Origin of the sequence: Parapedobacter soli (assembly GCF_025460835.1) — a bacterium.
GTDB lineage: Bacteria > Bacteroidota > Bacteroidia > Sphingobacteriales > Sphingobacteriaceae > Parapedobacter > Parapedobacter soli.
On record NZ_JAMXAY010000006.1, the window covers coordinates 105,085 to 128,543 of the forward strand.

General features: G+C 48.1%; 24 protein-coding genes and 1 pseudogene. 4 read left to right on the plus strand and 21 right to left on the minus strand.

Annotated elements, in window-relative coordinates; all coding sequences use genetic code 11:
• Positions 1 to 5 precede the first annotated feature (5 nt).
• Positions 6 to 716: a response regulator transcription factor gene (locus NGM62_RS04615; RefSeq protein ID WP_262246159.1), complete on the plus strand. Its 711-nt coding sequence runs from the start codon at positions 6 to 8 to the stop codon at positions 714 to 716.
• On the opposite strand, the gene NGM62_RS04620 is transcribed toward NGM62_RS04615, so the two are convergent.
• From NGM62_RS04620 to NGM62_RS04650, 7 genes are all read right to left on the minus strand, one after another.
• Positions 708 to 998, minus strand: coding sequence for a DUF721 domain-containing protein (locus NGM62_RS04620; protein WP_262246160.1), 291 nt, complete (start codon positions 996 to 998; stop codon positions 708 to 710). The two genes, NGM62_RS04615 and NGM62_RS04620, sit on opposite strands and share 9 nt — an antisense overlap.
• Positions 991 to 2,109 carry a DNA replication/repair protein RecF gene (recF, locus tag NGM62_RS04625; RefSeq protein WP_262246162.1) on the minus strand — a complete coding sequence of 373 codons (1,119 nt, stop codon included), beginning with the start codon at positions 2,107 to 2,109 and terminating at the stop codon, positions 991 to 993. Before recF ends, NGM62_RS04620 begins: the two co-directional genes overlap by 8 nt.
• Positions 2,110 to 2,142: 33 nt before the next feature.
• Positions 2,143 to 2,439, minus strand: coding sequence for a DUF4834 family protein (locus NGM62_RS04630; RefSeq protein WP_262246163.1), 297 nt, complete (start codon positions 2,437 to 2,439; stop codon positions 2,143 to 2,145).
• Between the two features lie 148 nt (positions 2,440 to 2,587).
• Positions 2,588 to 3,070: a hypothetical protein gene (locus tag NGM62_RS04635; protein ID WP_262246164.1), complete on the minus strand. Its 483-nt coding sequence runs from the start codon at positions 3,068 to 3,070 to the stop codon at positions 2,588 to 2,590.
• 4 nt (positions 3,071 to 3,074) lie between these two features.
• Positions 3,075 to 4,412: a tRNA lysidine(34) synthetase TilS gene (tilS, locus tag NGM62_RS04640; protein WP_262246166.1), complete on the minus strand. Its 1,338-nt coding sequence runs from the start codon at positions 4,410 to 4,412 to the stop codon at positions 3,075 to 3,077.
• Between the two features lie 338 nt (positions 4,413 to 4,750).
• On the minus strand, positions 4,751 to 6,358 hold the full coding sequence (locus NGM62_RS04645) for a RagB/SusD family nutrient uptake outer membrane protein (protein WP_262246168.1): 1,608 nt from the start codon (positions 6,356 to 6,358) through the stop codon (positions 4,751 to 4,753).
• A 28-nt stretch (positions 6,359 to 6,386) separates the two neighbouring features.
• Positions 6,387 to 9,530 (minus strand): SusC/RagA family TonB-linked outer membrane protein, encoded by a 3,144-nt coding sequence (locus tag NGM62_RS04650; protein ID WP_262246169.1) that lies wholly within the window; start codon positions 9,528 to 9,530, stop codon positions 6,387 to 6,389.
• A 469-nt stretch (positions 9,531 to 9,999) separates the two neighbouring features.
• Here NGM62_RS04650 and NGM62_RS04655 point away from each other — a divergent pair, with 469 nt between their 5' ends.
• The gene (locus NGM62_RS04655) at positions 10,000 to 10,275 is read left to right on the plus strand and encodes a hypothetical protein (RefSeq protein WP_262246170.1); all 276 of its coding nucleotides are present in this window, start codon (positions 10,000 to 10,002) and stop codon (positions 10,273 to 10,275) included.
• Here NGM62_RS04655 and NGM62_RS04660 read toward each other — a convergent pair.
• From NGM62_RS04660 to NGM62_RS04710, 11 genes are all read right to left on the minus strand, one after another.
• Positions 10,268 to 11,536: a sensor histidine kinase gene (locus NGM62_RS04660; protein ID WP_262246171.1), complete on the minus strand. Its 1,269-nt coding sequence runs from the start codon at positions 11,534 to 11,536 to the stop codon at positions 10,268 to 10,270. The two genes, NGM62_RS04655 and NGM62_RS04660, sit on opposite strands and share 8 nt — an antisense overlap.
• Positions 11,537 to 12,211: a response regulator transcription factor gene (locus tag NGM62_RS04665; protein ID WP_262246172.1), complete on the minus strand. Its 675-nt coding sequence runs from the start codon at positions 12,209 to 12,211 to the stop codon at positions 11,537 to 11,539.
• A gap of 6 nt (positions 12,212 to 12,217) precedes the next feature.
• Positions 12,218 to 13,096, minus strand: coding sequence for a bifunctional 5,10-methylenetetrahydrofolate dehydrogenase/5,10-methenyltetrahydrofolate cyclohydrolase (locus tag NGM62_RS04670; RefSeq protein WP_262246173.1), 879 nt, complete (start codon positions 13,094 to 13,096; stop codon positions 12,218 to 12,220).
• A 132-nt stretch (positions 13,097 to 13,228) separates the two neighbouring features.
• The gene (gene lepA / locus NGM62_RS04675; protein ID WP_262246174.1) at positions 13,229 to 15,019 is read right to left on the minus strand and encodes a translation elongation factor 4; all 1,791 of its coding nucleotides are present in this window, start codon (positions 15,017 to 15,019) and stop codon (positions 13,229 to 13,231) included.
• A gap of 292 nt (positions 15,020 to 15,311) precedes the next feature.
• Positions 15,312 to 15,512 carry a T9SS type A sorting domain-containing protein gene (locus NGM62_RS04680; protein WP_262246176.1) on the minus strand — a complete coding sequence of 67 codons (201 nt, stop codon included), beginning with the start codon at positions 15,510 to 15,512 and terminating at the stop codon, positions 15,312 to 15,314.
• Between the two features lie 57 nt (positions 15,513 to 15,569).
• The gene (locus NGM62_RS04685; RefSeq protein WP_262246178.1) at positions 15,570 to 16,034 is read right to left on the minus strand and encodes a DUF3368 domain-containing protein; all 465 of its coding nucleotides are present in this window, start codon (positions 16,032 to 16,034) and stop codon (positions 15,570 to 15,572) included.
• Positions 16,021 to 16,254, minus strand: a complete 234-nt coding sequence (locus tag NGM62_RS04690; RefSeq protein WP_262246181.1) for a UPF0175 family protein — start codon at positions 16,252 to 16,254, stop codon at positions 16,021 to 16,023. Before NGM62_RS04690 ends, NGM62_RS04685 begins: the two co-directional genes overlap by 14 nt.
• 131 nt (positions 16,255 to 16,385) lie before the next feature.
• Positions 16,386 to 18,326 (minus strand): trypsin-like peptidase domain-containing protein, encoded by a 1,941-nt coding sequence (locus NGM62_RS04695; RefSeq protein WP_315975850.1) that lies wholly within the window; start codon positions 18,324 to 18,326, stop codon positions 16,386 to 16,388.
• Positions 18,327 to 18,340: 14 nt separating this feature from the next.
• Positions 18,341 to 18,805: a hypothetical protein gene (locus tag NGM62_RS04700; RefSeq protein ID WP_262246183.1), complete on the minus strand. Its 465-nt coding sequence runs from the start codon at positions 18,803 to 18,805 to the stop codon at positions 18,341 to 18,343.
• A gap of 76 nt (positions 18,806 to 18,881) precedes the next feature.
• Entirely contained in the window at positions 18,882 to 19,490 is a 609-nt protein-coding gene (locus tag NGM62_RS04705; protein WP_262246185.1) for a S8 family serine peptidase, read from the minus strand.
• 11 nt (positions 19,491 to 19,501) lie between these two features.
• Complete coding sequence (locus tag NGM62_RS04710; protein WP_262246187.1) at positions 19,502 to 19,957, minus strand: hypothetical protein; 456 nt, start codon at positions 19,955 to 19,957, stop codon at positions 19,502 to 19,504.
• A 216-nt stretch (positions 19,958 to 20,173) separates the two neighbouring features.
• On the opposite strand from NGM62_RS04710, the gene NGM62_RS04715 reads away from it, so the two are divergent.
• Complete coding sequence (locus NGM62_RS04715; RefSeq protein WP_262246189.1) at positions 20,174 to 20,440, plus strand: hypothetical protein; 267 nt, start codon at positions 20,174 to 20,176, stop codon at positions 20,438 to 20,440.
• A gap of 70 nt (positions 20,441 to 20,510) precedes the next feature.
• Here NGM62_RS04715 and NGM62_RS22180 read toward each other — a convergent pair.
• Both NGM62_RS22180 and NGM62_RS04720 read right to left on the minus strand, forming a co-directional pair.
• Positions 20,511 to 20,663, minus strand: a pseudogene (locus NGM62_RS22180) (DUF433 domain-containing protein); the annotation flags it as partial.
• Positions 20,664 to 20,924: 261 nt separating this feature from the next.
• Positions 20,925 to 21,935 carry a WD40/YVTN/BNR-like repeat-containing protein gene (locus tag NGM62_RS04720; RefSeq protein WP_262246191.1) on the minus strand — a complete coding sequence of 337 codons (1,011 nt, stop codon included), beginning with the start codon at positions 21,933 to 21,935 and terminating at the stop codon, positions 20,925 to 20,927.
• A gap of 340 nt (positions 21,936 to 22,275) precedes the next feature.
• Between NGM62_RS04720 and NGM62_RS04725 the strand changes: the two genes are divergently transcribed.
• Positions 22,276 to 22,629 carry a hypothetical protein gene (locus tag NGM62_RS04725; protein WP_262246192.1) on the plus strand — a complete coding sequence of 118 codons (354 nt, stop codon included), beginning with the start codon at positions 22,276 to 22,278 and terminating at the stop codon, positions 22,627 to 22,629.
• 558 nt (positions 22,630 to 23,187) lie between these two features.
• Here the strand turns inward: NGM62_RS04725 and NGM62_RS04730 are convergent.
• On the minus strand, positions 23,188 to 23,397 hold the full coding sequence (locus tag NGM62_RS04730; protein ID WP_262246193.1) for a DUF2683 family protein: 210 nt from the start codon (positions 23,395 to 23,397) through the stop codon (positions 23,188 to 23,190).
• Between the last annotated feature and the right edge of the window lie 62 nt (positions 23,398 to 23,459).

Here is a 23,459-nt window from a genome sequence, read left to right on the forward strand (position 1 = left end):
ATGCAATGAATCCGAAGTTACTATATGTAGAAGATGAAGTAGATTTGGGCAATGTGACCAAACAATACCTGGAGGCTATGAACTTTGACGTCACGTGGTGCGTGGATGCCAAAAGCGCCTACCAGGAGTATTTACGGCAAGACGAGAACTACAGCTTGGTCATCATTGATATCCAACTCCCCGATTTCAATGGCTTCGATCTGGCCAAAAAAATCGTGGCACACGACAAAAACGCTTATTTCCTGTTCCTCACCGCACGCAAGGAAAAAAAGGATCGGCTGCTGGGGCTGGACATGGGGGCAATGGATTACATTACCAAGCCTTTCGATATCGACGAACTGGTATTGCGCATCCGCAACATCGTGCGGCGCAAGGGTAATACGGCCGAGCCGGAGCGGGTTTCAGAGATGGTTGAAATCGGCAACATCACCTTGAATAAAGAAGCGCTGAGCCTTTCGGTGGATGGCCAGGTAAAAACCACCGTAACGCTGCGCGAGGCCGAACTGTTGGAGTATCTATATACCCACCGTAACACCATTGTAAAGCGCGAAGACCTGTTGATCCGATTTTGGGGCGAAAACGACTACTTCATGGGGCGCAGTCTGGATGTGTTCATCTCCAGGCTCCGCAAGCTCCTCCGGTATTCATCGTCGGGAGCGCGGATCGAAAATATTTACGGTGTAGGGTTTATCCTTTCCATTCCAGCGTCAGAGTAGTACCAGATCTTCGATCACCACATGGCCCACGTGCTCATTCAAACGGCCGATGATCTGTGACCGCATCAGCACCAACTCGTTTTTGATGACCGACGATTCTACCTTTACGAAGAGCTTCTTATCGCGGATATACAGTTGTTTGGTTCGGTTGGCAATGGCTTTCCCCATCAGTTGCGGCCATGCTGACACCAGCGCGGTTTCATCAAACTTGCGCCGTAGTTTGTATACCTCGAGCATTTTCTCGATGGCTTCCTTGATGGTCATGTCGTCACCCCTACCCATTCTTTTCCAATTGGCGTGCCGTACAGCTGTTTATTTCAAAAATACGGACGCGGCGGTTTATCTCATCAAAGATACGGTTTATCCGCATGGAATCCGTGTCGGTTAGGAATATCTGTCCGAAATCATCTGCCGATACCATCTGCATCAGTTTCCGTGTGCGGTGATCGTCCAACTTATCGAAGATATCGTCTAGCAGCAGCAGTGGTTTGAATCCCTTCTGGCGGTGCAGGAAACTATACTGCGCCAGCTTAAGTGCGATAAGGAACGACTTTTGCTGCCCCTGTGAGCCAAATTTCTTGAGTGGCATATCACCATGTATGGTAAAGAGCAGATCGTCCTTGTGTATACCCACGTTTGTCCGCTCCAGCAGCCGGTCGCGATCTAAGTATTGCTCCAGCAGCGTGCCGAACGGCGCGTGCATCAGCTGCGATTCGTACACCAGCGACACCGTTTCGGCAGTGTCTGTAAGGAACCGGTAGTGGTTGTCGAACTCAGGGATAAATTCTGCCATGAATGCCCGTCGTTTTTCGAAAATCGGCACGCCGAATTCCACAAGCTGCATATCGAGCACTTCAAGCAAGCTGCTGTCTAACTTACTGCCCCTGGCGGCCTGTTTCAGCAAGCTGTTGCGCTGGGCCAGGCATTTGTTGTAGGCAATCAGCCCATCGAGGTACGCAAGGTCTGTCTGCGAGATCACGTTATCCACAAAGCGGCGGCGCTCTTCGCTCCCATCGGTAACGATGGCCGAATCGCTGGGTGACACCATGACCAGCGGGAACTGCCCGATATGATCGGCCAGTCGGCTATATGCTTTCTTATTTTTCTTGAATTGCTTTTTCTGGTTGCGTTTAAGGCTACATGCCACCGTATCGGCCTGGCCATCTTTATCGAATTCGCCCTGCACCATAAACCAATCGGCATCCCGGCGGATTTGCTGGGAGTCTATCGGGTTGAAAAAACTCTTACATAGCGACAGGTAGTGGATGGCATCCAGCAGGTTGGTTTTACCGGCACCGTTGGCACCCGTAAATGCATTCACCTCCGGCGCAAAGTGCAGGGTAACTTCGGTATAATTCTTGAAATTCAGTACAGCCAGTTGTTTCAGCCACACGACTTTAGATTTAGGATACGGCTTCCGTTACCATCACTCACTAGTTGATTTGATTTCCTCGAAATCCACAAATTCACCAGCATTTTTGGCGCCGTTTTTTGGTTTGCTTTGCGGTGGCATGTAGTCTATCCGTACCTTGCCATCGGGTTGCTGCCGTTCATCGGGTTTCGCACCACGGAAGGTCGTGTTTCGATATTGGTATTGGCTTTGGGGGTTGCCCATTACCTTTTCTGCCATCTTACGCATCGCCCATGGGAAAAGGAGCCGTGCTACCACACGTACCAACCACAGGACGGCTATTGCGACGAATAAAAATTTCAACAATCCCATATTGATACAAACTTAGGTAAAAATGGTTTTACATGCAAGCGAAGATGTATTTCAAATGCCTGCAATCCGCTACGAAGCCGTCATTTACCCACCTATTCCGCACCTTTCGGCAGTGAGGTGTGCTTTGGGACCAGTATTTAACCAAGCTCTACCTCTTCGCCTTAAGGATGGCCTGCTCAAGCTCCACTTGCCGTTGCGTACCGATGATATACTGCAGGCCGTCGCGGTCTGTAAGCCACACCGCATCCTTCCCTCCGGCATAAAACTTAATCCGCCCTTTTTGGTGCAGGTTATAAACCGGGTTGTTGATGAAAAACTTGCTGTACGGCTTGCGCTCCACCTTCGTAATGCTATTGAGGTCTATCTTCACCAAGCGGGTAGTCCATAGTCCGCTCAGTTTCACACAACCCTTATTCACCGTGATGCGGTATTGTAACATATACATCATCACAATGGAAACGAATAGGATGGCAATGCCCACCAACAGGAACAGCTGGCTTTCGCTCTCGCGCTCAATGTTGATGTAGTAAGCGGTGAAGCAAAACAGGGCAAGCACCAGCCGCACGCTCAGCCAACCGCGGTCGCGCCCCAGGTATTGGTTTTCTACATAAATCGGCTTTTCTTCCTCCATGGCATTAAAGACGTGCTAATGTAAACACTTTTTTCGTTTCGCTTGTAATTTTATACCGATTGTCCATCCGGTAAGGGGCCACCCAAATGATATCACCATTACCGTTCACCACCACGGGCACCTCATGTTTGCGGTACACCGGAATTTTTAACGACACGAAAAAATCGCTGAGTTTCTTTCTACCTGCCATCCCCAGCGGATAAAAAACATCGGCAGCACGCCATGAGCGGATCTGCAGGGGAAACACGATGCGGCCGGCATCAAACTGGGCAACATCCGCGTCAGTTTGTATAGCCATATCGGTAGATATTGCTGCTTCGAAGCGGTGCCCGCCCCAAGATACACGATCACCAACACTCCCGATGGCCACCACTTCGTCGGCCGCAGCGCGGTTCCGCCGCATCACTACGTTATCACGGTCTATATACAGTGTATGTGACGGCGATGAAAATCGCTTGCCTGATATCCCCGGCAGCGCCGCCGCCAAATCGCCCAGCACCGCTTCCGTGAATCCATAAGGCTTAAACAGTTCATACAGTAAAAACGGTTGCGGATCAAGGGCCATCAGCTCGGCTACGGGGATGTGCCATTCCTCCGCCCCTTCCACTTCGTGCACCACGAACAACCGGCTTCGTAAGTCATCCAGATGCCGCTGCAATACGATATAAGCATCTGAGAAATGGGTCATATTTGCAGCTATCGTCCGCTCCAGGGCTGGGTTCAGTTCTTTCAGCTTGGGAATGACGTCCAGCCGGATTTTGTTGCGGGCATACTTGGTAGAGAAATTGGACGCATCATCGCGGTAAGCCAATCCCCGCCGGGATACCTCGGCGGCCACCTCGGCAGCGGTGAGGAAGAGTAACGGCCGGATGATACGGCCACGCTTGGGTTGGATACCACGGAGTCCGCCCAGCCCGGTACCGCGCACCAGGTTAAGCAACAGTGTTTCCACGTGGTCATTCTGGTGTTGTGCGATGGCGATGTAATCATACCCTTGTGATGCTCGGATCGTCTCCAGCCATTCATACCTCAGATCGCGCGCAGCCATTTGGATGGAGATACCCCGCTGGCCGGCGTAAGCCGCTGTATCGAACGCCGTGGCATAGAACGGTACGTCTAACTGCCGTGCCAGGCGGTTCACCAGCGCCTCGTCGGCATCGGCCTCAGCACCGCGCAGCCGGAAATTGCAATGTGCAATGCCCACAGCGCAGGCTGAGTCAGCAAAAAGATGGGCCATCAGTACCGAATCCTTACCACCGCTCACGGCCAATAAGATGCGTTCACCTGCTTTGCAAAGCTGCCCCTCAACAAGGTATCTGGTAAATCGCTCCTGCACACTCATACGACCAAAGGTACAGCATATTGGGTATAAGGCAATGTATAGGGCTTATTTTTTCGACAAGAGCCATTCCCGTATCTTCGATTGCTGTTCGGGATACGTCCAGTGACCGGTTTCCTGTACCAGATAAAGTTCCCGAGGTGCTTGTATTACGTTGTAAGCGGAATAGTATGAAGTAGACGGACAGGTTTCATTGGACTAGCATTTCCCACTGCAAAGGCAAGTGAGGAATTTACACCCAAGAGCTGTTCTCTCATGCTGGGTGCACAAAAAAGGTGTCCGGCCTAGGCCGGACACCCTTATATAGCCATTGCTCTAAGAGCAAAATGCCAGGAATCTAATTACCGAACAGTCACCGGGGCAGATCCGACCGATGGTTCGTTCAGGTCGATCTCGTTATCAGGCACTGGCCACCAGCTTAAATAATTGTAATCGATAGTCGCATTCTCGTCTACAACATAAGAAGTAGCCCCTGAGGGAATATACAATACCACCGCCCCGCTCCGGCCGCCGCCTTCTGAAACAGGTTTCAAAACACCCCATCTGCGTGCGTCATAGAACGCAACGTTTTTATTCAACAAGCCTACCCGCCTTTCACTGCGAAGTTCTTCCAAAGCTTCAGCTTCAGTTAATCCAGTACCGGCAACGGCATCCAGCTGCGCATTTTGATAATCACGCACCTCATCGATCAACTCCAATCCACCGTCAATGTTCCCGGTCCTGATCAATGCTTCAGCACGCATCAACTGATTTTCTTCATACGCACCTGCAATGGTAATTTCAGCTAATCCAGCCACCTGGGTGGAATAATCACCGCCGTCCTCTATACGGATAAAGCCATAGCGCGTACTGTAGTTAAACCCTCTTGCCTGGGCATTAATAATTGGATACGTGGGGTATTCCGTCGTATAATTACGTTCGAACCGATTGTCGCCAGGCTTGTAATCCTGGATCAGGCGCTCACTGATGTGCGACCACAAATCAACCGTTGACCGAAAGGGCTGCCAAGCTGTTTCAGACACCAAGTCGTTCTGCAAAGCTGACCGCATGGTAAATGTCTTGTCATTAGCTTGCATACCGCTTTCGGTTAATGTCAATACCTGCTGCCAGTCTGCACTTGTCATTTCAGACACTTCTTTGTTTACCACTAAATTGCGCGCTTTGTAAGTGTTGATATTCCGAATCCATTCCTGGGGAGATACCGCACCGCCTTTGCCTGCGTTTGTGAAAGAAGGAATAATCGAAGTGAAGAAATCATTATATGCTTCGCCGCCCTGCATACCGTTGAGTACGCTAATTGCCTGATCAAAATTACGGTTGGCTTCAGCGATTATTTCCTCATGTGTCACGAAGTCACTATTCGTCTCGTTGAGCGTATTGGCAATAATACCCGCAATATAAAGTGAGCCGATCCTAGAATAGGCAAAGCCTTTCCACCAATACGCCCATGCACGCAATACATTTGTTTTCATCTCGCCGCTCGCAGAAAAACTCAAATTCGGGTCTTCCAATGCCGCAAGAATCAGATTAGCCTGGTTATTTACCAAATACATAGCTTGCCATTCGTATTGCAGCGCATTATCTTCACCGAAAGCTCTACCGTTACGGTTAAGCACTTCATCGACTTGTGAACCACCCTGGGGCGGTGTAAGCACTGTTCCATTACTCAATGTCATAGAGGTCGGCTGATTAAGCCAACGCCAGCCAAAATTTCCGACGGATGCAAAATAGGCATCACCCATTAAGTCGTGATTTTGCAATGCGAGCCACCAGTATTCCAAACCAAATTTATCATACACGCCCAATGCGGCACGCCGTATGCCTTCCTCCGTTTGCAGGGATGCCATACCCGGACTGTTTGGATTGACCAAATCCAGGCTGTCTTTATTACACGCACTTGCTCCAATTACCATTGCAAAGGCAAGTGACAAATATTTCATTTTTTTCATAATGTCTTCTGTTGTCAAATTATACATCTTACAGCCCAAGCATCACACCAAACTGAACGCTCCTAACGTTCGGGAACGAATGCAAATCCAACCCTCTTCTTGTAGCACTGTTAAATGATGCAGATGCTTCCGGGTCAATGCCAGTGTAGTTGGTGATGGTAAACAAATTCCTTCCCGTCACTGATAACTGAAGGTTTTTGAATACATTGGTATTCTTTAACAGATCGGTAAAGTTGTAAGATATTGTCAAATCACGCAGCCTCAGGAAACTTCCGTCTTCAACAAAATAAGCATTGTTTTGGTTGGTATTGTACAAACTGTTGTAATAGTTTACATATGCACCGCTCTGACCATTCACAGTAATCGCCTTGTCTAGGTCAGCATGTAAATAGTCACGGTACAACCATTGCTTGGTCTGATTATAGATATCGTTTCCAAAGTACCAATCCAACTGGAAGCCGACGTTCAGGTTTTTATACAACGTCAGATTATTCAGAAAAGTAGCTGTAAATAAAGGGGTAGGGTTCCCTATTTCAACATTTTCTGATGTGAACCGCACCGCTTTCGTACTCTTATTGACTACGATACCGTTAACCACCTCGAAGTCACCTGCTTGTGCCTCAGGGATATACCTTTCTCCATCTGCATTCGTTTCATCGATGCTGCTCAATGGCTTATATCCAAAGAACGTAGATACCTGAGCACCTTCACGTAGAACAAACTGACCGGAACCACCCGATCCCAAAATAATATCCTTGCCGTTAGAAATCTGATCTACAACGGTTTTGCTGGCACCGAAACGGGTTCCGAATGTCCAGTTTACATTGGGCTTGTCCAACACATCGAGGTCGAGTGCTATCTGGATACCGTCACTCTTCAAGGTAATTGCGTTGTCAAAAATACCTGTTGCACCCGAAGATGGCGGCAGGTCGATCGTTCTAATCACGTTTTCGCTCGTCCTGAACCAATATGTCGTATTGAGCGTCAAACGCTTAAACCAGTCACCGTTACTGAGCCTTGCACCCAAATCAAATCCGAACTCTGTTTCATAAGACGATTGCACCTGGAGGTTCGGGTTCCTAGCGGTAGATTCAAGGGCTAAAAATCCGGAAGTTCCGATATTACCCTGTCCCAAGGTGATTTGCCGTGCATAAAAATCCGGTTGTGTACCCGCAGCACCATATGCACCACGCAGTTTCAACTCATATAAGGAAGAAGAATTGATCAGATCAGCCACATTGAAGTAGGCGTCTGCACGGGGGAATACAAACGGCTTGAAATCCGCACCACCAAACGTAGACGCATAGTCAACACGTAGTCCGCCGGATACACCGAACAGCGAACCATAATCGATACGCTGATTAACTAAATAACCATACGTAATGAATTCGCCAATAAATTCATCTACAGACTGTTCATCGCCTGAACGGAGTGTGTACGGCGGAAACGCAGCAAAACCCGATGCTTGGGCTGTTATCCTGCTTTCATCGGTTTTTCTCCAATCAAACGCGAGGTGTGTACTGGTTTGGATCGGCAAGTCAGAGCCGAAGTCTTTTTGAAAATCAGTCCTGATAAAGGCACTCAGCAATGAGTTCTGATAAGTATCATTGTCATTCCGATGCATGAGTGCACCGGTCGTGGAGGGGATTTTGGCCCCCGGTGTTTGCACATCTTCTTGGTACTTGACAAAATCGGTATAATCAAACCGGGTATTGTCAATACCGTACTTATAGTCCAACTCCAAAAAACGTTCGAACTTATAGTTAAGATTAAAGTTCTGTACAATCCGGTTGGTAACACCCGTCAATGGATTAAACTGCTGCGTGTAAAACGGATTTACAGAGTTCGAATTCTCGGGATCGGCAACGTAATGTCCATCAGCATTCTTGAAGGTCAGATCCCAATATGGCTTTGCCAACGAGGCCGAGCCGATACCACTGTAGATGTTATTAGCACCTGTAACCCCTCCGGTTGTATTATTGCCATGTACCAATTGCGTAATGCTCCGCACCGTGAAATTCTTGAACAGCTCGGCACCCAAATTGGTAGAAACATTGTACCGTTTGTTTTTCCCATAAACAATACTTTGTTGATTCAAGTGGGACAGAGTGACAGCGTAATCAATTGCATCTCCACCGCCGGCAATACTTACGTTGGTATTGTGCGTTAATGCGTTCGATATAAACAATTGCCCCAAGTGGTCATAAGTTTGTTCCATATAAGGCTTATCGTTTTTCAATTCGCCATCGATGGTCGGGTTACCTGGGATTGACCATCCGCCATTATCGTCTCTTACGATCCGATTTCCAGATGCATCCAGGATATACCCTTGCGCATCTACATTGTATCGATGTTTTTTTGCAAAATCCAGGTTACCTCTAAGGGCATTGTCAAAGGAAGCCCTCGAATTAATGGTGATTGACGGGCGTTGCCCTCTTTTCCCCCGCTTGGTGAAAATCTGGATTACGCCATTTGCACCCTGAGCTCCGTATATCGTTCCCGCTGCCGCACCCTGGATCACTTCCACACGTTCAACGTTGGCCAAATCCAGATCGGAAAGACGCGAAGAAACGTTTTGGTCAGACCCGATGGTCGAACCGCCTGCATTGATCTGCACGCCATCAACAAGAATCATAGGTTGTGTTCCCTGCAGGGTATTGATTCCACGCAGTAAAATCGACGCCTGTTGCCCAGGCTGGCCAGAAGTTGCAGATATCTGTGCACCAGCAATTTTACCGACGAGCGCTTGGTCCAATGATCCTTGGGGTGCCTGCGGTAAATCCGAAGCATCCAGAGACTCAACAGCTATCGCCACCCGCTTACGCTCAGTGGCAACACCAACACCTGTCACCACCACTTCTTCCAACGTCGTGGCATCGGTGCCTAGGGCAACCGTTACGTAGTCACTGGACTCGATGTTAACCGTTTGGGAAACGTATCCCAAATAACGAAATTCCAGTGCCTTTACGGTAGAGGGGACTGTAATCGAAAATGTACCCAGTCCATCGGTTTGACTGGCTACGCTTGCGCCAACAGCTAATACGGATACACCAGCAATCGGTTCACCATCGTCTGATGACGTAACCCTCCCGCTGATTCTCCTGTCTTGGGCATACGCCGATCCGATCAGCAGTACCCCCAACATAAAGAAACATAGTAATTTTTGTTTCATGCGTTTGTGAATTTGGTTAAAAAATAAAAAATTGAGAATAATATCATTTAACCACAGCGACCTACTCGCCGGGTTTAATAATAAGTGAATAAAATCTTAACTGAAATTGTGACACCGCCAATGATACGGGCGCCGCAAATTTCTCTTCGAACATTGTCTTCACGTTAACCTAAGGTGCAACGCAACAATCCTAAGCCGAAAGGCTGGCTTTAATATACCAGCACCAATCCCACCAAATCAATCTGATTCATCAGGCAAACGATTTATACAGTAAATCAGTGAAAGAATCCAATCAATGCGTGCTTAAAAATGTGCTTTATGTGTGTCTAATTCTATCGCTTCTGCAAAAATACGATGTTTAGCCATATAATCAAATTATCAATAGCAAAAAAGTTAAAAAATGTTAACGCTATGGGGCCGTATTCGATAAAGATTTTGTTACTTTGGTAATAAAATTCAAAAGAAAGCCATGAGCGCAAAAACCATTTCCATCATCGTACTGACCGTGTTGGTTACCGTCATCTTAATGAAAAATATGGACGAAGTGGACTTCTGGATATTCGGCACGCGATCTGTCCCGAAGCTCGCCGTACTGGGTACAATGTTCTTTATTGGTGCAGTGGTAGGGTTCTTGGTGGGCCGGCGGCCCAAAAAGAAGCATCTTGACGAGCAATATGAAACCGACGACCCTTCTTTTGAGGTAAACAAACCGCTAAGCCAAGACGATAACGACTACATCAACTAGGTAGCCTGAACGTAAACCGGTGCAAGCCGCCCCCATACCGGTAGGTCAGTTCAGCGCGGTGCAGCTGGGCAATGGCTTTTGCCACAGCCAAACCAAGACCCGTAGATGTGGAACTGTCTGACGACCGGTAGAATCGCGCGAACATCTTTTCCGCGTCCAATGGCTGCGCAGCCCCCGTATTCGCTATCTCAAAGCGATCAGCCTTCACCACAATCCGGATCTGTCCGCCATCATGGTTATGCACAACGGCGTTCTTCAACAGGTTGGTGATCAACACATCGGCCAAATCCGGATTGAAATATCGCACCAACGGGGCTTCGTCGGTAATCTCCACGTCGATGTGCCGGTAGTGAAGCAGCTCGGAAAAATCGGCTACCTGCTGCTGCAGCCGGGCATTGAAATCAATCCGTGCTTCTGCAGCAAACTGCCGGTTTTCGATTTTAGAAAGCAATAGCAACGATTTGTTGAGCCTGGTCATCCGCTCCAGATAATGAATAGCATTAGCCAGTTGCTGCGCATCATCGCCCTGCGACTGCTCCAGCAGTAGCTCAAGTTTGTTGATGGCAATTGCTAAAGGTGTCTGTAGCTCGTGTGAGGCATTCTCAAGGAACTGCTTCTGCTGCTGGAAAACCGCAATGTTGGCCCTAAGTAATTCAGCCACGGTATCGTTCATGTCTTTAAACTCAGCCACTTTGGTTTGCGGCGGGTTGAACGTTTTGTCTACACCCAGCTTAAACCCACGCAACTCGTGCTGCAGCCGGTAAAACGGGCGCCAGATTTTGCGCAACACCCAGTTATTAATGATAAATGCGCTCGCAATCACTGCTACGTACAGCCACACCAGGGCGTGGAGCAAGTCGCCCAGCAAGTCCTCACCCTCTACCATGGAGGCTATGATCTTCAGCTCGTAGTACTGTTCATCCGGCGTGGAGAAGTAGGTGGTGAGCATACGCACCACCTCATAGTCTTCATCATACTCCATATACATCGATGTATCGCGGAAATCTTCGGTGGCCTGCAATGCAATGTCGCGGGGAATGGGCCGTATGGCATAATTGCTCTCATCGAAGCGGTTCTTCTGAAGCAGGGTCGAATCGCGCGACGCCTTTTTGATGATGAGCATCTTATAGTTTTCCAGCCCATCGTCGATGCTGTCGTAGACCTCATCCATCATGCTGAAATAGAAGACCACTGCCCAAATACTCAGGATGAAAATCAGCGAAGCAGAGAGGTACAGCAGCGTATGGTTGAGCAGCTTCATCTACACGGTCAGCTTATACCCCACCCCGTATATGGCTTGGATTTCTAGGTTGGCTCCGTGATTTTTGAGCTTTTTGCGGAGGTTCTTTATCTGGGAGTAGATGAAATCGAAGTTATCTGCGTTGTCCATGTGATCGCCCCACACGTGCTCGGCCAGTGCAGATTTATAGATAAGCCGGTTTTTATTTACCACGAAGAAAGCCAGGATATCAAATTCCTTGCGGTTAAGGTGCACTTCCGTACTATCCACGCTCAGCGTGCGTGAGTCGAAATCGAGCTGCATATTGCCTAGGCGTACAATGTTGCCCCCGCCCAGCGCTTTGCGGCGTAACACCGCCTTGATGCGGGCGTTGAGTTCAGCCAGGTGGAATGGTTTCGTCAGGTAATCGTCGGCACCGAGCTCAAGCCCTTCGAGTTTATCATCCAACGAATCTTTGGCAGAAATAATGATGACGTTATCGCGCTTTTGCTTTGACTTCAGCTCCCGCAAGAGGTTAAGGCCGTTCCCGTCCGGCAACCCGACATCAAGCAGGATGCAGTCGTAATCATAAAGCGATATTTTTTCGGTGGCTGCCTGGAAACTGGCAGCAACCTCCACAATATACTGTTCCTTATTGAGGAATTGGGCTATGTTATCGCGCAGCCCCTTTTCGTCTTCAACAATGAGCAGTTTCATTTCCGTTTAATACACGCTTCCCTTTGCGGCTTCCAGCGTATTCTTCAATAGGCCCACAATGGTCATCAGCCCCACCCCACCCGGCACCGGTGTGATCCACGACGATTTCGGGGCCACCTGATCGAAGTCGACATCACCGTATAGCTTATAGCCCGACTTGGTGAGGCTGCTGGTTTCGCGGTTGATGCCCACATCGATAACGATAGCACCTTCCTTAACCATATCTGCCGTGATGAAATGCTTCTTCCCGATGGCCGCCACAATGATATCGGCCCGCAGTACTTCTTCCTTGATGTTTTTTGTGCGGCTATGGGTCAGCGTTACCGTGCAGTTGCCCGGCGCCGCATTGCGTGCCAGCAGGATGCTCATGGGGCTCCCCACGATGTTGCTGCGCCCCACCACTACCGCATGCATGCCGGTGGTATCGATGCCATAGTGATCCAGCATCAACATAATGCCGTAAGGAGTGGCCGGGATAAAACAGGGTAGGTTACGCTGCATGCGGCCAAGGTTTATCGGATGGAAACCATCCACGTCCTTACGGTAATCGATGGCCTCGGTAATACGGTCGGCGTTGATGTGCTTAGGCAGCGGAAGCTGCACGATGAGCCCATCGACCCCGCGATCCGCATTGAGTTCTTTGATTTTCGCAATCAGCTCCGCTTCCGTAATGCTTTCTTCGTAGTGGATATTGGTCGATTCAAAGCCAACGAGCTCACAGTTGCGCATCTTGCTTGCCACGTAGGTCTCGCTGGCTCCGTCATTACCCACCAAAATGGCCACCAAATGCGGCCGCCGGCCGGTGGATACCAGAAATGAAGCGGCTTCCCGTTTGATATCTTCTTTAATCGCTGCTGATACCAGCTTTCCGTCGAGTAATTGCATAGTCAGTACTTAGTAGTTAGTAATTAGTAATTAGCCTCACCAACGTGTTATTAGCTTATCATTCAACTTTTCAGCCCGGTTAAGGCGAGCAAAGAAATCTATGTACTCAGTACTAAATACTCAGTACTCACGTCAATCCAATTTCAGTACCGCCATGAATGCCGACTGGGGGATTTCCACGTTGCCCACCTGCCGCATGCGTTTTTTCCCTTTCTTCTGTTTTTCCAGCAGCTTCCGCTTACGGGAAATATCACCACCGTAGCACTTTGCGGTTACGTCTTTGCGCAATGCGCGTATATTCTCGCGGGCAATGATCTTAGCACCAATCGATGCCTGGATAGCTATTTCAAATTGTTGCCGCGGCAGGAGTTCTTTTAACTTCTCACATATCTTCTTGCCGAAGTCGTACGAATTGCTCCTGTGGATGAGCGACGACAGGGCATCTACCGGCTCTCCGTTCAGGCGGATGTCCAGCTTCACCAAATCCGACTGGCGGTAACCGATCTGATGGTAATCGAACGACGCGTACCCCTTGGAGATTGTCTTCAGTTTATCGTAGAAGTCAAATACGATCTCACCCATGGGCATCTCAAACACCAGCTCCACACGGTCTGCCGTGAGGTATGACTGATTCACGATGATACCGCGTTTCTGGATACATAATGACATGACCGGCCCTACGAACTCGGCTTTCGTGATGATGTTTGCCTTAATATAGGGCTCCTCCACATACTCCAGTTTGCTCGGATCGGGCAGATCAGAGGGGTTGTGCACGATCACCTCTTCATGGCTTTTGGTCAGATAGGCTTTGTACGACACGTTGGGCACTGTGGTGATAACGGTCATATCGAACTCGCGTTCGAGCCGCTCCTGTATGATTTCCATGTGGAGCATCCCCAGGAACCCGCAGCGGAAGCCGAAGCCCAGGGCGGCCGACGATTCCGGCTCGAACACGAGCGAGGCATCATTGAGCTGCAGCCGGTGCATGCTCTCGCGGAGCTCTTCGAAATCTTCTGTGTCGACCGGGTAAATCCCGGCGAACACCATCGGCTTCACTTCCTCAAAGCCCTTGATGGCTTCTTTGCTCGGGCGGGCGGTATGGGTAATCGTGTCGCCCACCTTTACCTCGCGGGCCTCCTTGATACCGGAGATGATGTAGCCCACATCGCCCGTGCGGATCACGTCTTTGGGCACCTGGTTCAGCTTCAACGTGCCGATTTCGTCGGCAATGTACTCTTTGCCGGTGGCGATGAACTTCACCTTGTCGCCTTTGCGTATTTCGCCGTTCTCGACTTTGAAATAGGCCATGATACCGCGGAACGAATTGTATACCGAATCGAAAATCAACGCCTGTAACGGCGCATCCGGGTCGCCCACGGGCGCGGGCACCCGCTCCACGATGGCATTGAGGATATCCAGCACGCCCAACCCGGTCTTACCCGATGCGGGGATGATGTCTTCCCGCTTTCCACCGATCAGCTCTACGATTTGGTCTTTTACCTCCTCGGGCATTGCACCCGGCAGGTCCATTTTATTCAGCACGGGGATGATCTCCAGGTCGTGCTCGATAGCCAGATAAAGGTTTGATATGGTCTGTGCCTGGATGCCCTGCGAGGCATCTACGATAAGCAGTGCTCCTTCACAAGCGGCAATGGACCGCGACACCTCATACGAGAAGTCGACGTGCCCCGGCGTGTCGATGAGGTTCAGCACATATTCCTGGCCATCCTTGATGTAGTTCATCTGGATGGCGTGGCTCTTTATGGTGATGCCCCGCTCGCGCTCCAGATCCATATTATCCAGCAACTGGGCCTGTGCCTCGCGTTGCGTAATGGTGTTGGTATACTCCAATAAACGGTCGGCCAGGGTGCTCTTCCCGTGGTCTATGTGCGCAATGATACAGAAATTGCGGATGTGCTGCATACAAATCGACTTCAAACGGCAAAGATAGGTTTTTGACAGGATATTTTGGATAGCAATGCTATTTTGCCAAGGGCAAATGGATTTTAATTCATCTTCTGGTTCATCACTTGGCCGACAATATCAGCCTGTCTAATTTCTCCGTTTATGCCAAATTGGGCTCGCGGCAGGGCGGTTCGCCCTGCACTGCGACTATTCTCGCACCTGCGCAAAACGATAGCTTGTACCACAACCCATTACGCAATACGCTGCGTTTCGGCCTGCTTTACGGGTGGTAAACGCTTTGGTCGTTGCCTTAATGCCGGATGACAACCTGCCGTTTCTCGACCTCACCGTCTTTGTGGATATGCACGAAATAGGTGCCCTCAGGTAGACCTGCCGTTTCAAACTGTGTTTTACCATCTTTGCTTGCACCACTGGCCGGATCGTCTTCCTGTTCCCATATCAGCAATAGGTCTGGAAAATACACAAAGGAGAATTCTCTTTTTTGGAACAACTTAATGTAAGAAAGGCTAAGTTTAACAGCCGTAATCGACCCATGTAAAAAAACGGCTCAACGTTCTCCGACAATACGGAGGCATTGTTCGATTAGCGACTTGGCCACGCGAAAATTAGTGCGCTGGACACGACCAAGATAGGGACGAAGTTCGGTGATGACACCCTCTTGCCTGGCCATAATCAGGAGGCCTAATGTGCCCTTGAGAGTGAACCCAATCTTTTGGGCAAATTTGCGGGCTTTCATATCATCGATAACGAGAAGGTCAGCGTGTATTTCATCAGCCAAAACAAGGGCACTGGCTTCACCACGGTCAACTTTACCAAGATAGGAATGGAAGGTTTTTCGGTTTGTGACGGGTTTGACAATTACCCATTCGGGAAGCGGATCACCGAATTCCTCTGCGATCTCAGGTGTGGTGAAAACCGTGGTGAACAGTTCTTTCAGCACATCCAGAGCGTCGATTTTAGTAAGCAGGATGAAACAGCTGGTGTCGGTGATAACAACCTTATTTTCGCCCACGTTCCACTATTTCCAGGTCCTCACGCAAGGCGGGCTCTAAATAATGGATACCATAATCCACTAGGATTTCAGCGAAATCCCATTTCTTCATACCAGCCATCTGGGCGGCCTGCCCCAACGTCAACTTATCCGATTCGTATAGTTTGGCTGCGATGAAACGGACAGTATTCTGTCGATCCTTTTCCAGGGATGCAGGCACCTTGAGTGTCAAAGTATTCATGCCGTAAATATACGGAATTTTGGTAATACAATGTAATACGATGGCAGGATGAAAGCGGAAATGCCGACCACGTTACGCAATACGCTGCGCTTCGGCCTGCATTACGGGTGGTAAACGTTTTGGTCGTTGCCTCAATGCCGGATGACAACCTGCCGTTTCTCGACCTCACCGTCTTTATGGATATGCACGAAATAGGTGCCCTCCGGTAGACCTGCCGTTTCAAACTGTATTTTACCGTCTTTGCTTTCACCACGCCGTTGCGCACGGCCGGAACCGTCATAGAGGATGACGGTGAATATAGTTTCCTGGCCTGTCAGCTGCGCCTGCCCGGAAACACCGTCATCTCCCACCGATATGGTAAGCGTTTCGTTAGCTGGATTGGGGTAGACGCTGAACATACTGCCTCCGGTGCTGCAGAAGAAAGACAGTGGATAGTACTCGGTTGACCAGCCACAATCATTCTGGGTAAACACCTTGACGTCATATAAACCCGGAGAGGGGAAGCTGAGCGCATGGTGGTGGTTGCCGTATTCAACGTGCGTGTAACTCCCCGGCCCGCTGATCTCGAAACGGTAGAGGTGCCCGCCCAAGGCGCCATCGGGCTGCATGTAGATGGCAAGCGGCACGAGCGTATTGGGTGGCACGGTCATCGATCCGTAAAGTATCTCTTTAATCTGGGCATAGCCCGTCCAGAATTGCCGCTGTACCTGCATATTACCGCATGCCGTTGCCAGTGTAACCGTAAGCGTCACCTCGCCGTTGAAGCTGCCTGCCTTAGTCACCGTCCGCGAATTGCCGCTCCCGGAAAAAGTAACCGCTCCGGAAGGTGATGCGCTCCATCCCGTCACGGTAGCCCCCGTAGGCAGGTTGGAAATGGTGTAGGTCTCGGAAGTGCAGAGCAGATCGGGGCCAACAAGTGCAGTAATCGAATTATTTGGTAAATCGTTGCCAAGGTCATCAATGATAAGCTGTATTGGTACGCCTCGATTAGGGCAATCAGCACAATGATGTAATGCAACCACCAAATTGTCACCATACGCAATTACGGGTGATCCCGAGGAACCACCACGTGTATCAGCAAAATATCCCACATCGTTATAGCTTGAGGATGAACACCCCGGCTCCGAAAGTGATTGTATACGGGCAAATCCTCCAGCGTCATTAGGATGACTAGAAAACAATGCAATTCTCTTTCCCCAACCTGAAGGGTGTTGGGGTACATATATACGTTCGCCTAATTGAGCACCCTCCGGCCTAAGTCTAAGAAACCCATATGTACCCGAAACATTTGTGGGAAGTCGCAACAATGCATAATCGAGATTGACATTCACTCGTTCTAAAGTCGATGAAGTGGCTTCAATTACACCTGGACAACCAAACCAAGTATTGCAGTTTGATGTGCAATTTGTGCCTTCAGCCATAAATTCGATAGTGGTATTATTTGCGTCACTTTGATTAGCTACACAATGTTCGTTCGTAATTAAATGCCCTTCATCCCCCAAAAGCCATCCGGTACATGCGAAGACGCCATTTATCAACAATCTCGCCACCGCTCTCGAATTATCATATACACAGGGCTCCGCGGTTTGATAACAAATAGCATTTTCACTGTCATCACTTCCACAAATAGCTCGTGGCGCGAACGACAACGTATCTGCAGAAAATCCCTTGGCTATTTTGTCTATTTCATATCCAAAGGCTCCACTGGAATTTCTACTGTATATTTCTATGACCGCATCTTCTCCATAAATATGTATACTCCAAAAGTTATTTTCTTTGGCTTCAACCTCTGCGTAAGTATACTTCCAATGTCTCGTATTTTCAGGATTTCGAACGATTAAATAATCCCCGTCCCTTATTTCAATCTTACTAAAATGAAAAGCGATGTAACTCGCTCCTTTTTCATAAAAATTCTGTTGCCAGACCAGTTTCTCCTGTCCTTCGAAATTGGCGGGATACGGATGCGGACTGGAAAAGGATTTATAGACTTCCTCACCGACTTTTTCTGGCATAATGTTCTGTCCATATGCCAAGCTATGAACAACGAGTACCAATAGTAGAGTCCTTTTCATAATCAGAATGGTTGCTAGTAATTATATAAAATAGCAGTAGGCCACCCCATTATGTTGAGGCGGATTTCGTTTTTACCTGTTACTTGGATGTTTTTCAAGTCAAAACTGACTTTCTTCGTGATCGAAGCTTCGCAAGGATCATTGTCTTTAAGTATTAGCTTTAAATTTCGTTCCAACAGTTTTGGATTTCCATCTTCATTCGAATCAACTAAAGATGTAACAATACTGCCACAACCTCCACCATACCTGATAACAATATGAAGGCAATCATCAATGATACTAACCTTAGCGAAATCAAATTCATCTCCTTGACCGCTCAGGAACAAAGATTCATCAAAGGTTATAGACTTGCATTGGGGCTGAAAAATACTGTGTTTTTTTCCACAGCTTAAAAAAATAAATAACACTAATGTAGTCGTACAGAAAGCTAATCCCGCTGATAGAAATTGTAACCACATTTTACTATTAAAAGTATCCATGTCCGTATAGGTTTTATTAATCAATAACTAGTAAAGTGACCCGGCTAAAAACGAAAAGCATCGGTCAATGTTGCTTTTAGAACAACCTGAAATCGCGAATACGACAATGAGCGCTAGCATTACCGATTTCGGGGGGAATTATATCAATATATCCTCCTTCTACCTTTAAAAAATACAACGACATCAATGTCTGCCCCGGATTGTATCCCGCATTTCCCTCTCTGTCTGCTGTGGAAACGGTACTCCCTCTAGCCACAATATCTAAGGTGTTCCCAAAAGCGCTTCCCGGGTCGCAAGTGGCACACCAAGGATCACAGGGGGTAGCCTCTGTGATAATGTCTGTCCTCCCCGACCGTATACCGCAGCGATCAATGGCCCCCACATTTAATATCAGCGGGTTACTGTTCGCGGGGTAATTGGAAGTTGCTGAATTGTTGTTGCCGCTGGCAAACACGATAATCATGCCACGTCCGTCTCGTCCTAAGGTAAGTGCATTATCTATGGCATCGTCCAAAAAAGACGATTGCAAATCATCATGGCCCCATGAGCAGTTTATTATATGTACGCCATTGCTTCGGGCGAAATTGAACCCGTCCGCGAGATGCTGGGATGTATTTGGCGCTAAACTGGAACCCGAAAACAGAAGAATGATTAAAAGGGATAATGGAATGCAAAATTTTTTCATGGGATTTCAAATTAGTTCGTCTTCGTGATATCCATCTCTATCGGATAATTCAAATATTCCCTGGGGATTACCACAAAATAATTCGAACAGGTAATTGCAGCGCAGATTGTATTCTCGATTTCAATCGAATAGATAAGCCGATCGCAATGCAGCCGTACCTGTTGTTTCCGTAATATGCCACAGGCTGAACATGCCCGAACCGCAACCAGATATTCTTTTTCAAAATCTATCCCGTCGAGTACTTCTTCAGAACAAAAATTTAGCTTTTCGACATCTTCCCGGTTGGCAAAAACAATCGCTTGTTCATAATCAATTTCCTCTATTTCTGGATTACAGGGTGTGGCCTCTCCAAACGGTGTCCGGATGGGAATGGTTATTCCATCAGCACATTGAGGTAATTCCGAGCGGTTACAACCAACTAAAGCAATCAGCAGTAGCAAAACAATAATCTCACGGAAATCTTTCATAATTCTTTTTTAATTGAAAATAACAGCTAAAAACGACAGGTATCGGCTCGTAAATGTTAGTATCAACTATATAGCCTTTTGAATTCAATATTCCAACGATTCGTTGGTTTTATTGGTTGGACGTATTTCATTGCCGGAACGCTACACCTAGACCAACATTTGGAAATCGGTTCCGATACCGTTACCTTTACGGTGCATCCATAACAGCTACTAACCATGCGATTGCGCCTCGTTTTATTTGCCTGTCTCATGCTCTGTTCGGTGTTGAGTTACGCCCAGCCCATCCGTACCGACGGCGGCAGGCACAGCGACGTGCGCATCGCCGTACCTTTCCTGCTCATTGCACCCGATGCAAGGGCCGCGGGGATGCAGGCGTGGCCACGCAGCCCGGTGTCCACGCCATGCACTGGAATGCGGCCAAGTATACTTTCGCGCCCCATCGGGCGGGTATCGGACTTTTTTGAAGGAAAAGAAAGAAAATAATTCAGCAATCGAACATGTAGTTCATAGGACGGATATGGGTGAGATATTGGTGTCCAACCAAATTTCCACATCAAGCGGCATAGATCACGGCCGTATTTTTTACTTTCATGGAAGCATAACGTAATGCGGCTCGGATATCCAACTGTTCCAGAATAGGATGTTGCTCTAATATTTCAGCTTCGGTAAGACCGCTTGCCAATAACTCAAGGATATCACTGACCGGAAACCGTAGGCCGTCCTCTCATCAATCCCGGCTTGATCGTAATGCAACTCAATAACTCTTGTTGTTTGGCATCCATAGCAGCTAAAATTTGTTCAAGAAATTTCTTTGAATCCTGTGTGTCTCTAAGTTTACTGTTTTCAGGAATTATAACAAACTTCGCAACACCATTTCATGTTGAATCGATAACCATCGCGGACTCTTGAGCAATTAACCAGCAAAAGTTTAATAAAGCCAGTAACGTGATTACAATTCTTTGCATGATTATTTCAGGTTTATAATTAAAATTTGTCCCCCTTGTGATAGAAACAGTATTTTCCGGTTTGATATTGCCAGTCCCTTGAAGTCGAAACTCTCCCCGCTATCATCTTGAAATATGAGTGTTTTAGTCTGTAAGCCCAAAGGGCTTTGATAGACGTGTGATGCACCCGTACTATAATAGATATGTGGCCCCTGATGCACCGATGCAAAGTACCTCCCTTCGGACAGTTCGCTAACCAATTTCCAGTTTTGGCCCCCATCTGTTGTACGGTAGAGGTTACCATCGTACATGAACGCATACCCATGCTGGTCATCGATGAAATTAAGGTTTGTGGGACCGCTAGGCATATCCGGGAGGCGAAACCATGTATTGCCACCATCCGTAGTTTTTATAAGCGTTCCAGTACCATAAGGGGGGCAATCTCCACCGCAATACACGATATCCAGCCCATATGCATACCCGGTCGTCTTGCTTGTAAACAACTTCACACCGACATTTCCCCCTGGTTGCTCAGGCTGGTATACCGATGCCCACGTTTTACCCATGTCGCGGCTTCTAATAATCCCACCAGACCACGTGACGAAAATTTGGTTATCATGGTAAAGAACATCGGTGTAAGGCAAGATCTGATCAGTGCTCAGCAAGCTATTCCATGTACTTCCCCCATCGGTACTTACACATATTCCACAATGGCCATGTGTATTGAAGGTGGCAAAAACAGTATCTCTAGTATGGGCATACACACTTCTTAAATTGATCGCTACCGAACCATCTATTGAAACAGGAACGTCAAGCCAATTAATACCACCATCTGTGGTTTTCAGTATGAGTGAACTACCATATTTGGGTGAATACGCGGTGCTGATAAACCCCGTATGCTCATCCGAAAAGCTGATATCTGTTGGTTTGGAATCTAGTAAAAGATTAACCTTATCTACTGATAAGAGAACAGCGTCCTGCCCTTTTTTACAGGCTACAGCCAAAAAAACCATAATAATACTGATCATTCTCATAACCCAATAGATATTATATTAGTCAACGGCTAAAAACGACAGGTATCGGCTCGTAAATGTTAGTATCAGCTAATATAGCCTTTTTGAATCCAATTTTCCAACGATTCGTTGGCTTTATTGGTTGGACGTATCTCATTGCCAGAACGCTACACCCCGACCAACATTTGGAAATCGGTCCCGATACTATTACCTTTACGGTGCATCCATAACAGCTGCTAACCATGCGATCGCGCCTTATATCATTCACCTGTTTCGTGCTNGAACGCTACACCCCGACCAACATTTGGAAATCGGTCCCGATACTATTACCTTTACGGTGCATCCATAACAGCTGCTAACCATGCGATCGCGCCTTATATCATTCACCTGTTTCGTGCTCTGCCCGGTGCTGGCATGCGCCCAGCCCATCCGTACCGACGGCGGCAGGCACAGCCACGTGCGCATCGCCGTGCCTTTCCTGCTCATTGCACCCGATGCATGGGCAGCGGGGATGGGTGATGCGGGCGTGGCCACGCAGCCCGGTGCCCATGCCATGCACTGGAATGCGGCCAAGTATGCGTTCGCGCCCCGCCAAGCAGGGGTCGGCCTTTCATTCACACCGTGGCTCAGGCAACTGGCCGATGGCATCAGCCTGTCTAATTTCTCCGTTTATGCCAAATTGAGTGTGCGGCAGGCGGTTCGCCCTGCGCGGTGACTATTCTCGCACCTACGCAGAACGATAACTTGTACCACAACCCGTTACACAATACGCTGCGTTTCGGCCCGCTTTACGGGTGGTAAACGCTTTGGTCTATGGACGAAATACGTACCCTCAGGTAGACCCGCCGTCGGCTATTTCTGGTCGGGGCAGGCGGCACAACACTTTGTCTGAAAACGACATTGATGACAAAAATGGTGGAGGGGTATTTATTGGCATAACGTTAAATTAAAAAAGCGGTTCCTGGCGGTTGTCCCAAAAGCAAATCACCGTTACAACACGGCCATTAACTTTATAAAGGATCGAACAGTTTTTATGTACAATGCATTTCCTGACCTGGGTTTCCTCGATGGCTACCGGATAAAGGAAGGGTGTCTTGCTCAACGTATCCAACGCTTTGGAAACACGGCCCTCAAACTTTAACACAAAGCGCTCTCCTCAACGTTCCATCAATTGTAATGATAATGAATCGTAGGTATCCTCCGCTTCGGGAGTAAATCGGAGTGTGTATTGCATTGGGTTAGTCTAGTTTAGATTAAAGCTGGTCTGCTGACCTTATCGTTTCAAAAAATGTTTCTCTTTGAACGCCTCCAATCCAATGGTCTTGCCTTGAACAGCCTGCTTCGTTCCTCTATCGATACTGGCCATTACATGATCTGGCAACGTACTGAACTGCGGTTCGAAAGGAACCTTCAATGCCTTCAAAACTGATTTAACGGTCTTGAGTTGTTCAGCATTTTCCGGATGAATTATAATCGCTTCCATATTCGTTTGCTTTATGACAAATGTACATTAAATCCTTCGATTACACACAAGCGGATAAAAAT